We start from the raw sequence: 12887 nt of genomic DNA, 5'->3' as shown, positions 1-12887 counted from the left end.
ACTAAAAAAATTGTTTCGATATTCTTTTCTCACTATGCCAATTCGTTTTGTTGCTGTTTAATATTTTCATATACTTGTTTAAATTGTTGCTCAGCTTTAGATGTCTCTTTAGGTGTGTAATATTGTTTACTTTTCAGCAAGTCAGGCAAATATTGTTGTGCTACGAAGCCATTTGGATGATTGTGTGGATATTGATAGCCTATTGCACGTCCTAATGCTTTAGCGCCTTGATAATGCCCATCCTTTAAATAGTCTGGTACTTGACCGACATGCCCTTTACGAATATCACTTAAAGCAGCATCAATAGAACGGATAGCCGAATTGGATTTTGGAGAAAGGCACAGTTCGATTACGGCTTGGCTAAGCGGGATACGTGCTTCTGGAAACCCTAACCTTTCAGCGGATTCGATTGCAGCTAATGTCCGTTGACCGGCACCTGGAGAAGCTAAACCGATATCTTCATAACTGATCACAAGCAGCCTTCTCGCAATTGTAGGAAGGTCTCCTGCTTGTATGAGACGTCCTAAATAGTGAAGTGCCGCATCGACATCGCTCCCACGAATAGACTTTTGAAAGGCACTCATGACGTCATAATGCATATCCCCATCTTTATCACTTAAAAACGCCCCACGCTGTAAACAATCTTCCGCGTCTTGTAATGTGATGTGCGGGGGTTGATTGTTTGCACTTAATACAGCTAACTCCAAAGCATTCAAAGCACTCCGCACGTCACCTTGGCTTTGTGTTGCAAAATATTCAAACGCATCATCGTCAATGGAAGCATCGAATTGCTTTAGACCTCTTTCTTCATCTTCCAATGCATGGTTTAAAGCGACTTTAATATCATTTTTATCGAGCGGAAATAATTCAAAAATTTGAGCTCTTGAACGAATCGCTGGGTTAATTGCATGATATGGATTGGAAGTTGTTGCACCGATAAGGACAATCTTCCCGTTTTCTAAATGAGGTAATAAAAAATCCTGTTTCGCTTTATCTAATCTATGAATTTCATCCAGTAATAAAATGACTTGTCCTGACATTTTCGCTTCATCGACAATCATTTGCATATCCTTTTTCGTGTTCGTTACAGCGTTCAATTGTCTAAACTTGAAAGCAGTACTGCCTGCAATTGCTTGAGCAATACTTGTTTTTCCGATGCCTGGAGGACCGTAAAATATCATAGATGACAACCTTTTCGCATTGACCATACGACGAATAATCCCTGTTTCTCCAACGAGATGTTGTTGTCCAATGACTTCATCAATATTCCGTGGACGCATTCTAGAAGCGAGTGGTTCAGTCAACATCGTTTTCCCTCCATTGTTATTAGTTTTGTACTCTTATATACAATGGTATTATATTAATATAAAAAATGCTAAAATAAAAATAAATCGGATGATGTAAGGTGAGGTAAAAATGAAAATATCCACTAAAGGAAGATATGGTTTAACATTAATGATCGCTCTAGCCAAACGACACGGAACTGGTTGTGTGTCATTGAAAACGATCGCAGAAGAAAATGGTTTAAGTGATCTCTATTTAGAACAACTCGTAGGCCCACTTAGAAATGCAGGTCTCATTAGAAGTGTGAGAGGTGCAAAAGGTGGGTATGAATTAAAGATGTCAGCGACTGAAATTACTGCGGGTGATATTATCCGCTTACTTGAAGGCCCATTGACTATCGTAGAACGTATGGAATCTGAACCGCCTGGACAACAACAATTATGGTTACGTATGCGCAATGCGGTGAGAGAGGTACTTGATCAAACGACATTACAATCACTCGCAGACTATCAGGATAAAGATGCTTTAGAAGGCTACATGTTTTATATTTAATCTCATTAGGTGCAATTTGCTAGAATTTAAGGAGGGTATTATGGAACAGTTTACTTTGAAAGATGGACAATTTATCGATCAATTAGGCTTCGGCACGTATAAATTAAATGGAAAAAAAGGTGCGCATGCGATGACGGATGCCCTGAATTTGGGTTATCGTTTATTAGACACCGCATATAATTATGAAAATGAAGGTGCTGTTGGTAGAGCGATTCAACAGAGTCACGTGCAGCGAGACGACATTTGGGTCACTTCAAAATTACCTGGACGTTACCAAAGTGAAGCGCATGTTTATGAAACGATTCAAGAATCATTATATCGTCTCGGTTTAGATTATCTTGATTTATACTTAATTCATTGGCCTAATCCGAAACAAGGTAAATTTGTAGAAGCATGGAAAGCAATGATCGCAGCACAAAAATCTGGATTAGTCAGACATATCGGTGTTTGTAATTTCCTACCTGAACATATCGAGCAACTTGAAAAAGAAACAGGTGTGTTACCAGCAATTAACCAAATTGAGCTACATCCTTATTTTAACCAAAAAGAGATGATTGCCTATCATGAAGAGAAAGGCATTTTGACACAAGCGTGGAGCCCATTAGGTCGAGACAATGGTGTGATGGAAGAACCTGCATTAAAACAACTTTCATCTAAATATGACAAAACAGTCGCTCAAGTCATTTTAAGATGGCATATTCAAAATGGTGTCATGCCGATACCGAAAGCAACATCATCAAAACGCCAACTTGAGAACTTTGACATTTTCGACTTTCATATCACAGATGAAGATTTACAAGCGATTGACCAATTGACTCGTGCTGATGGTCGACGCAAGAACCAAGATCCTGCTGTTTACGAAGAATTTTAATAAGATGTTTAGGCCTATATAAAATGTGGAATAAGTATATTGAAATATTCATAAGGAGGCATTATAAATGGCAAATCAAGAGAATAAATTCGAACAAGCTAAAGGAAACTTCAAAGAAACAGTTGGTAATGTAACAGATAACCAATCATTAGAAAATGAAGGTAAGCAAGATAAAGCTTCTGGTAAAGCTAAAGAAGTCGTTGAAAATGTAAAAGACAAAGCACAAGACATGATTGATAAGTTTAAGAAATAATTTTTAGTTAAAAATCATGATGAAAGAATAAGTGTAATAGATAAAAAAACAAGGTAAAGAATATTTAAACAAAGCAAAAGACGCTTATGATAAGTATCAAAATAGTCAACAAAGTGACGCCAAAGATATTAAAGATGGCGGTAGTTTAGTTGATAAAGCGAAAGATGCTTTGGATAAATTTACTGGCGGTAATAAATAATCAGATTGATAATAGCGGTTGTAGGTATGTGCCTGCAGCCGTTTTTTATATTTTGGGGTGTTTATTGAATAACAAGATTGAACATGTGAAGTTCAAGGAATGTACCTTTTTTCACAACTGATTCGGCACTGAGATAAGGTATGACGCTCTATGATTTCGTTTATTAGGCAAAATAAACTTGCCAACGCTTCTCATCAAACATGAAACGTTGGCAACTTCAATGGCGTGTACTAAAATAGATGATTCCTGTGAATATCGTGACGCTTTATTGCTTTTGATTACGTTCGTCAATCAATGCTTTAAAGTAGCGATATGAGCGATGTTGCAAGTCGGTGTCATAAATATAACTGATGGCCATAATCTCATCAATCCACCCGTGTTTTTGTAAAAAGGCGTCTAATTGTTGATTGACTGATGCTTTATTGCCAATCAGTGAATGCTGTAAACGTGCTTCAGCCATTGCGATTTCTCTCGGTGATAACAGTTGACTCAAATCTTCAGTAGGTGGCTGCATTTTATTCATTCTACCTCTTAATATACTTGCAAAGATTTGCGATTGGGTTGTAGCCAAATACTGCGCTTCTTCATCAGTGTCTGCCATAATGACATTTAAACAAACGATAATATACGGCGCTTGTAAATATTCGGATGGTTCAAAGAGATCTTTATAAATTGCAATGGCTTCTTGCATTTGCTGTGGTGCGAAATGACCTGCAAAAACATAAGGTAATCCTTTTCTAGCAGCTAAATGTGCAGAGTCCGTTGAAGAGCCGAGAATATAAATCGGTACGTTTTTGTCAACTGCAGGAATGGCTTTGACATAGCCTTGTATCGTATCAGGACCAAAATATTGCAGTAACTGTTGCACTTCATCAGGAAATTGATACACCCCTTGATGTTGATCACGACGGAGCGCACTTGCGGTTGCCATGTCTGTCCCAGGTGCACGTCCTAATCCTAGGTCTACACGATCTCCATATAACGTGTTTAACGTACCAAATTGTTCAGCTACGACAAGCGGGGCATGATTCGGTAACATAATACCTCCAGAGCCAATTCTCATTTCGTTCGTATGGTGTAATGCATGTTGAATAAGCAATGCAGTTGCTGAACTTACAAGGTTTGGTGCGTTGTGATGTTCTGCAATCCATAATCGCTCGTATTGATTTTGTTCTAAATGCTGAGCGAGTGCTACCATTTGTGAGATTGCTTCTTTTTCGTTATTTCCTTCTCTAATCGGAACAAGATTTAATGCTGAGTATTTCATTGATTTTGGCATCATAATACACTCCTTTTTATAGCGCTAGTATAACATTAGTTTCATCATCAACTCACAAAAACTGCTTTTTGGCATACATTGAATTCTGAAGGTGTAAAGATTACAATAGAAATGACTATAACCGTAAAAAACACGTAATCACTGTACTAGAATTTTTAGAAAGCAAGTGCTAAAATAGGAACATTGATTATAAGAAAGGGCTGACGTAATGATGGGTGTTTATGCAGATTATGCGGCAACAACCCCGGTAAAACCTGAAGTTGCTGAAAAAATGATGGCTGTCTATCAAACACATTTTGGTAATCCTTCTTCAATACATTCTCAAGGGCGAGATGCGAGAAGATTACTAGATGAATCAAGAAGAACGGTCGCACAATATTTGAATGCGAAACCGAATGAAGTAATTTTTACAAGTGGGGCAACCGAGTCTAACAACACTGTCATTAAAGGTATTGCTTATGCAAATGAGGCAAAAGGGAAGCATCTCATTACGACAAAGATTGAACATCACTCTGTACTGCACGTTTTCGAATACCTCGAGCAACAAGGATTTGAAGTGACCTATTTAGACGTTGATGCTGGAGGAATCATTGATTTAGAACAGTTAAAGCAAAGTATACGTGAAGATACGACGCTCGTGTCAATCATGTTCGTAAATAATGAAGTCGGTACAGTTCAGCATGTGTATGACATTCAAGATGTATTAGCAGACCATGACGTTTACTTTCATATGGATGCCGTTCAAGCAGTTGGTCATTTGCCTATCGATGTGGAGGATTTAGCTGTTGATGCTTTAAGTATGACGGCGCACAAATTCGGTGGTCCTAAAGGCATCGGCGTTCTTTATGTTAAAACGGGCACACGCATCACATATCCGCAATTAGGTGGCGAACAAGAAACGAAACGTCGTGCTGGAACTGAAAACGTACCTCAAATTGTAGGACTTGCGACTGCGTTAACTTTAGCTGAAGCTTCACGCGATGATAATAACGTGCATTTGACACGATTAAAAGAACAATTGATTGTCGGTTTACAACAACGTTCGATTCCTTTTGAATACAATGGTTCAATGATTGATACGACAAATCATATTATTAATTTGCATTTCCCATTTGTTGATGTAGAAACATTGTTAACGTTACTCGATTTAGCAGGCGTATATGTGTCATCAGGATCCGCTTGTACGGCTGGTTCAACGATTCCTTCCCATGTTTTGTTAGCGATGTATGGTGAACAATCATCACGTGTGGATCATTCGATTCGGATTAGTTTAAATGAACAAGTCACTGAAGCAGATATTAGAGAAATTGTCATTGAAATACAGAAAATATATTTAAAATTTAAGGAGGAACAATAGTGACCAATCAAAACACACGTGTCGTAGTTGGCATGTCAGGTGGTGTAGATAGTTCCGTAACTGCCCACTTATTGAAAGAACAAGGCTACGATGTGATCGGTATATTTATGAAAAACTGGGATGATACGGATGAGTTTGGCGTATGTACAGCGACAGAAGATTACAATGATGTGATTGCTGTATGTAACCAAATCGGTATTCCATATTATGCAGTTAATTTTGAGAAAGAGTATTGGGATAAAGTGTTTACGTACTTTTTAGATGAATACAAAAAAGGGCGTACACCGAACCCAGATGTCATGTGCAATAAAGAAATCAAATTCAAAGCCTTTTTAGACCATGCGTTAAAACTCGGCGCGGATTATGTGGCGACTGGCCATTATGCACGTGTACGTCATCATGAAGATGGTTCAGTAGAAATGTTACGTGGCGTCGATAATAATAAAGATCAAACGTATTTCTTAAATCAATTGACTGAAGCACAATTGAGTAAAGTGATGTTTCCTATTGGTGATATCGATAAGCAAAAAGTCCGTGAAATCGCATTGGAACAAGATTTAGCCACAGCGAAGAAAAAAGATTCAACAGGGATTTGTTTCATCGGTGAACGTAATTTTAAAACATTTTTATCACAATATTTACCTGCGCAACCCGGTGAAATGCGTACACTTAATGGTGAATTAAAAGGTCAACATGGCGGGCTTATGTATTATACGATTGGCCAAAGACATGGTCTCGGTATTGGTGGCGATGGGGATCCTTGGTTTGTTGTAGGTAAAAACTTAGAAGACAACATTTTATACGTTGAACAAGGTTTCCATCACGATGCATTATACAGTGACTATTTAATCGCTTCTGATGTATCATTTGTGAATGCAACAGACTTAACAGAGCCGTTGAAATGTACGGCTAAATTTAGATACCGTCAAAAAGATGTCGGTGTCACTGTGACTGCACATGGTGACGATGCAGTTAAAGTGACTTTTGACGAGCCAGTTCGCGCCATTACACCTGGCCAAGCTGTCGTGTTTTACGATGGTGATGTATGTTTAGGCGGTGCAACGATTGATGACGTCTATAAAAAAGACGGACAACTAGATTATGTCGTATAGGAAAAGGTGATTCAAATGGAACTTGAACAGATTCATCAACTCATTCAACAAGGACAATTCGAACGTGCATTACAAGAAAGTTTTAACAACATAGAAGCACATCCTGATGAAGTCGAAAATTATATCAATTCAGGTGTGTTATTAGCAGAAGCAGGTGAAATTGAAAAAGCTGAACGTTTTTTTCAACGTGCACTGACGATTAAACCAGATAATGGTGTGATTTATTATAATTTGGCGAATGTTTACTTTAATGAAGGTCGTTTTCAAGAAGCGCTCAAATTATATCAAGAAGCCTTGTCGCATCATGTCGATCACAAAGATACCTATTATATGTTAGGGCTGTCCTTGATCCAGCTCGACGCTAAGAAGCAAGCCCTACCTTATATAATGCGTGCAGCAGAGTTAGATGCTCAATTTGAAGATCTTGAAGTCCAATTTCAATTTGCGTTGCTTATGTGTGAGCTGGAAATGTTTGATCAAGCGATACCGGTTTTGAATCAAATATTAGAACGCGATCCACAACATGCAGACGCACAATACAACTTAACATTAGCGCTTTATATGCTCAATGAAAATATCGATGCGGCCATTCAAGGCTTTGAACGTGCAGTACAAATGGATTCGCAACATTTACTCAGTCAGCACGCACTGAAAACATTTCGATTAATAAAAGCCGAAGAGGAGGCGTAACCATGGAAAATCCAACACTGTTTGACCATACATTTATTAAAGGCACCGTAGAGATGATTTTGTTTCAGAATACGGACAATCATTACACAGTGCTTAAAGTTGAAATAGAAGAAACAAATGGTGACTTTGATGATATGGCAACAGTGGTTGGATATTTTCCGAATATGGTAGAAGATGAGTCGTACACTTTTAAAGGCCAAATCGTGCAACATGCAAGATATGGTCAGCAATTAAAAGCTGAGACGTTTCAAAAAGAAATTCCTCATACCAAAGATGCTGTTATTGCATATTTATCTAGTGAATTGTTTAAAGGGATTGGTAAAAAAACAGCAGAATCCATTGTCAATACATTAGGTGAAAATGCGATTCATGACATTTTGAAAGATGAATCTGTCATCGAACAAGTGCCTAAACTGTCTAAAGCGAAACAACAACAAATTGTCGAGCAGATTTATGCCAACCAAGAAAGTGAACAAGTGATGATTCGATTGAACGAACTTGGTTTTGGTTCAAAGCTTGCGATGGACATTTACAAGTTTTATAAAAGTGATACATTAACGGTACTCGACCAAAATCCGTATCAACTTGTTTATGACATTAAAGGGGTTGGTTTTAACAAAGCGGACCAACTGGCACAACAGCTCGGTATTCATCCAGAGCACCCCGACCGTTTAAAAGCCGGCTTACTTTATTTAGTTGAAGATACGTGTATTAAACAAGGTCATACGTACCTCCCACAAGAAGCGTTAATCAATGAAACGATTCAACTGCTGTCTCAGGGCAAAGATTCAAGTGTCGACTATGACACCATGACGCAAATTTTAGCTGAATTAGTTGAAGAAAAACGACTAGTGAATCAAGAGGAAATGGTGGCCATCCCAAGTCTTTATTATTCGGAAATTAAAAGCACACAAAATTTATATAAAATATTTGCCAATCGAGAGCATTTAACTACATTTGATGCTTCAGATATTCAATTACATATTGGGGAAATTGAAGAGGTCAATGAAGTACATTATGCCCCTTCTCAAAAAGAGGCTTTAGAATATGCGATTCAACATAAAGTCATGCTTCTCACGGGTGGACCAGGTACAGGGAAAACAACTGTCATTAAAGGAATTGTCCAGTTATATGCAGAAATTCACGGCATCTCATTAGATTACGATGACTATTCAGATGAAGATGATTATCCGGTCGTATTAGCTGCACCAACCGGAAGAGCGTCTAAACGTTTACATGAAGCGACAGGGTTAGAAGCAATGACGATTCACCGCTTAATTGGTTGGAATCAAGATACGAAGCCGCAAGACAAATTAGACAATGAAATTCATGCGAAATTGATTATTATTGATGAAATGTCTATGGTCGACACTTGGCTATTCCATCAATTTATGGATGCAGTCCCTATAGATGCCCAAGTCGTATTAGTCGGTGATGAAGACCAGCTTCCATCAGTTGGCCCTGGACAAGTTTTTAAAGATCTCATTGATGCAAATGTATTACCGCGCATCAATTTAACTGAAGTTTATCGCCAACAGGACGGCTCCAGTATTATTGATTTAGCGCATCGTATGAAACTCGGTGAAAAAGTTGATATTACCCAACGTTTTCACGATCGTTCGTTTATTCCATGTCAAACCGATCAAATTCCACAAGTCGTAGAAAAAGTCGTCAACAATGCCGTGCAAAAAGGGTATACAATGGCAGATATTCAAGTGCTCGCGCCGATGTATCGTGGTAATGCAGGGATTAAAAAGCTCAATCAAATTTTACAAGGCATTTTGAACCCTTTGTCAGACGAATCGCAACGTGAGATTGAATTTGGTGATGTTCTATTTCGTAAAGGCGACAAAGTATTGCAACTGATTAATCGTCCAAACGATAATGTGTTTAATGGTGATATTGGTGTTATTGTCGGTATTTTTTGGGCAAAGGAAAATGCTTTAAATAAAGATGTCGTGGTCGTTGATTATGATGGGAACGAAATTACTTATTTACGCTCTGATTTGACGGAATTGACACATGCATATTGTACTTCGATTCATAAAGCGCAAGGTTCAGAGTTTCCAATTGTCATCATGCCGATTGTTAAGCAGTATTTTAGAATGTTACAAAAACCGATTTTATATACTGGATTAACGCGTGCCAAACAATCGCTCGTTTTTCTTGGTGATGCAGATGCTTTTAATATCGGGTTAGCGACTGCGGGTCAAACGCGATTAACACAATTACAAACGTTCTTAATGCAATATTTTACTCCGGAAGATACTGATGATAAAACAGATACTGATACAGCTTCGGCTGAGTTTATTTTAACTGAAGCGACTATGTTTAAAATCCATCCGATGATTAATATGGGTGAAGTGACACCTTATGACTTTTTAGAAATTGACAAAGTTTAAACCTTTTTTATATAATCAAAGTTAAGTTCAAGTGCATAGCCGAGTAAATGAGTATCCACTATACAGAGACGTACAAGTTGCTGAGAATGTACGAGTGTGATTCATTGAACGCTACTATGTATGAGCACGTATATGATAATGAGTGATGGCAATATAGCCATAACTAGGGTGGTACCGCGAAACATTCGTCCCTTTTTGAGAGACGGGTGTTTTTTTGTATCTATTTGAATCAAGGAGTTGTAAAGATGAAAAAATTAAAAGCAAGTGATATTCGTCAAATGTATATTGACTTTTTTGTTGAGAAAGGCCATATGGTTGAACCCTCAGCGCCATTAGTTCCTATTGATGATGATTCATTACTATGGATTAACTCAGGGGTTGCGACATTAAAAAAATATTTTGATGGTCGTGAAGTTCCGAAAAAACCACGTATCGTCAACGCACAAAAATCGATTCGTACGAACGATATTGAAAATGTAGGTTTCACTGCACGTCACCATACGTTCTTTGAAATGTTGGGTAATTTCTCGATTGGCGATTACTTTAAACGTGAAGCGATTGAATTTGCATGGGAATTTTTAACAAGTGAACGCTGGATGGCGATGGAACCTGAAAAACTGTATGTAACGATTCACCCTGAAGATACTGAGGCATACGATTTATGGACAAATGTGGTTGGTTTGACTGAAGACCGCATCATTCGTATTGAAGGGAACTTTTGGGATATTGGTGAAGGACCATCTGGACCCAATACAGAAATTTTCTATGACCGTGGTGAAGCGTATGGACAAGATGATTCCGCTGAAGAAATGTATCCAGGTGGCGAAAACGAACGTTATTTAGAAGTATGGAACCTTGTATTTAGTGAGTTTAATCATAATAAAGATCATACGTATACGCCATTACCAAGTAAAAATATTGATACGGGCATGGGATTAGAACGCATGACTTCTATTTCCCAAGACGTACGTACAAACTATGAAACAGACTTATTCATGCCGATTATCGGTCAAGTTGAAGCTATTTCAGGCAAAAAATATTTAGTCGATAAAGATAACGATGTCGCATTTAAAGTCATTGCTGATCATATTCGTACGATTGCTTTTGCTATTTCTGATGGTGCATTACCTGCGAATGAGGGCCGAGGCTATGTTTTACGTCGTTTACTACGTCGTGCGGTCAGATTTAGCCAAACGTTAGAAATCAACGAACCATTTATGTATCAATTGGTAGAAATTGTGGCAGACATAATGGAACCTTACTATCCAAACGTAAAAGAAAAAGGAGATTTTATTGCACGTGTCATTAAATCTGAAGAAGAACGCTTCCATGAAACGCTAGAGGAAGGTCTAGCGATTTTAAATGATTTAATCAAACAAGCTAAATCTTCAAACGAGACCATTGCGGGAGAAGATGCATTTAAATTATATGACACATATGGTTTCCCAATTGAGTTAACTGAAGAAATTACGCTTAATGAAGGATTAGCGATTGATATGGATTCATTTAACGATCATATGGAAGCACAACGTGATCGCGCACGTAAAGCGAGACAAAGCAGTCAATCGATGCAAGTTCAAAGCGAAGTGTTAAAAGAGATTAACACAGTGAGCAAGTTTTTAGGTTACGAAGCGTTTGAAACGCATGCTAAAATTACAGACATCGTACGTGACGGTGAACGCGTGACGATGGCTGATGCAGGTGAGACGATTCATTTTATTTTGGATCAAACACCATTCTATGCAGTAAGCGGCGGTCAAGTGGCCGACAAAGGAACAGTGAGCAATGCGCAATTTGAAATTCAAGTGACAGAAGTCATTAAAGCGCCAAATGGCCAACATTTACACACAGGTGTCGTTCAATTTGGTGAAGTCCGTGAAGCAGCCGAAGTCACAGCAACGATCGATCGTCAAGCAAGAACGGCAATTATGAAAAACCATAGTGCCACTCACTTATTACACGCGGCATTGAAAAAAGTTTTAGGTGAGCATGTCAATCAAGCTGGTTCATTAGTCGATAGTGACCGTCTCCGTTTTGACTTCTCGCATATCGCACCAATGACAGCCAAAGAAATGAAACAAGTGGAACAAATGGTCAACGAAGAAATTTGGAACAGCATTCCGGTTGAAATTCAAGAAATGAACATTGAGGATGCGAAAGCTAAAGGTGCAATGGCGTTATTTGGTGAAAAATATGGCGACATCGTACGTGTTGTAAATATGCAACCATTTTCAATCGAGCTTTGTGGTGGGACACATGTGCGCAACACATCAGAAATTGGCTTATTTAAAATCACAAGTGAATCAGGTACAGGTGCGGGTGTCCGTCGTATCGAAGCGGTGACTGGACAAAATGCATTCCTTTATTTAGAACACTACTTAGATCAATTCAATGCGCTTAAGCAACAAGTGAAAGCAAAATCGGATGCACAAGTCATTGAAAAAGTTGAACAGCTGCAATATAATGAAAAAACATTAAAGCAAACGATTGAAGACAAAAACAAAGCCTTAAATGAATTGAAAATGGGCAATATTAAAGATCAAGTCGAAACGATTAACGACATGTCTGTACTCATTACTGAAGTTGAGGTTGACAATGCAAAAGCGATGCGTACAACGATGGATGACTTTAAATCAAAATTACAAGATAGTATTATCGTTTTAGCAAGTGATGTCGGTGGTAAAGTTTCATTAATTGCAAGTGTACCAAAAGCTTTGACGGATCGTGTGAAAGCTGGAGACATTATTAAAAATATGGCACCAGTCGTTGGTGGAAAAGGTGGCGGCCGTCCTGATATGGCGCAAGGTGGCGGTACTGAACCTGGCAAGATAACAGAAGCATTACAATTTATTAAAAATTATATTAAATCGTTATAATGAGTGTTGAAT

At 38.3% G+C, this 12887-nt stretch carries 10 protein-coding genes; 8 read left to right on the top strand and 2 right to left on the bottom strand.

Annotation, left to right across the window (positions count from 1 at the left end; translation table 11 throughout):
- Nucleotides 1-32 precede the first annotated feature (32 nt).
- Nucleotides 33-1307, bottom strand: coding sequence for a replication-associated recombination protein A (locus tag BJK46_RS03845; protein ID WP_103263708.1), 1275 nt, complete (start codon nt 1305-1307; stop codon nt 33-35).
- 109 nt (nt 1308-1416) lie between these two features.
- On the opposite strand from BJK46_RS03845, the gene cymR reads away from it, so the two are divergent.
- The 3 genes from cymR to BJK46_RS03830 all read left to right on the top strand — a co-directional run bounded on the left by cymR (nt 1417) and on the right by BJK46_RS03830 (nt 2960).
- Nucleotides 1417-1836: a cysteine metabolism transcriptional regulator CymR gene (gene cymR / locus BJK46_RS03840; RefSeq protein WP_014613734.1), complete on the top strand. Its 420-nt coding sequence runs from the start codon at nt 1417-1419 to the stop codon at nt 1834-1836.
- Between the two features lie 40 nt (nt 1837-1876).
- Nucleotides 1877-2707: an aldo/keto reductase gene (locus tag BJK46_RS03835; RefSeq protein ID WP_015729264.1), complete on the top strand. Its 831-nt coding sequence runs from the start codon at nt 1877-1879 to the stop codon at nt 2705-2707.
- Nucleotides 2708-2774: 67 nt separating this feature from the next.
- Nucleotides 2775-2960, top strand: coding sequence for a CsbD family protein (locus BJK46_RS03830; RefSeq protein ID WP_014613736.1), 186 nt, complete (start codon nt 2775-2777; stop codon nt 2958-2960).
- Between the two features lie 464 nt (nt 2961-3424).
- Here BJK46_RS03830 and BJK46_RS03825 read toward each other — a convergent pair whose 3' ends face one another.
- On the bottom strand, nt 3425-4441 hold the full coding sequence (locus BJK46_RS03825; protein WP_014613737.1) for an LLM class flavin-dependent oxidoreductase: 1017 nt from the start codon (nt 4439-4441) through the stop codon (nt 3425-3427).
- A 208-nt stretch (nt 4442-4649) separates the two neighbouring features.
- Between BJK46_RS03825 and BJK46_RS03820 the strand changes: the two genes are divergently transcribed.
- The 5 genes from BJK46_RS03820 to alaS all read left to right on the top strand — a co-directional run bounded on the left by BJK46_RS03820 (nt 4650) and on the right by alaS (nt 12875).
- A complete protein-coding gene (locus BJK46_RS03820) occupies nt 4650-5795 on the top strand; it encodes a cysteine desulfurase family protein (protein ID WP_014613738.1) in 1146 nt (381 codons plus the stop codon).
- On the top strand, nt 5795-6907 hold the full coding sequence (gene mnmA / locus BJK46_RS03815) for a tRNA 2-thiouridine(34) synthase MnmA (RefSeq protein WP_014613739.1): 1113 nt from the start codon (nt 5795-5797) through the stop codon (nt 6905-6907). Before BJK46_RS03820 ends, mnmA begins: the two co-directional genes overlap by 1 nt.
- A gap of 15 nt (nt 6908-6922) precedes the next feature.
- Complete coding sequence (locus tag BJK46_RS03810) at nt 6923-7597, top strand: tetratricopeptide repeat protein (protein ID WP_014613740.1); 675 nt, start codon at nt 6923-6925, stop codon at nt 7595-7597.
- A gap of 2 nt (nt 7598-7599) precedes the next feature.
- A complete protein-coding gene (gene recD2 / locus BJK46_RS03805) occupies nt 7600-9999 on the top strand; it encodes an SF1B family DNA helicase RecD2 (RefSeq protein WP_014613741.1) in 2400 nt (799 codons plus the stop codon).
- Between the two features lie 245 nt (nt 10000-10244).
- On the top strand, nt 10245-12875 hold the full coding sequence (gene alaS, locus BJK46_RS03800; RefSeq protein ID WP_015729263.1) for an alanine--tRNA ligase: 2631 nt from the start codon (nt 10245-10247) through the stop codon (nt 12873-12875).
- Nucleotides 12876-12887: the final 12 nt, after the last annotated feature.

Source organism: Staphylococcus pseudintermedius (assembly GCF_001792775.2).
Classification (GTDB): domain Bacteria; phylum Bacillota; class Bacilli; order Staphylococcales; family Staphylococcaceae; genus Staphylococcus; species Staphylococcus pseudintermedius.
This window is presented reverse-complemented; position numbering and strand designations above follow the sequence as displayed.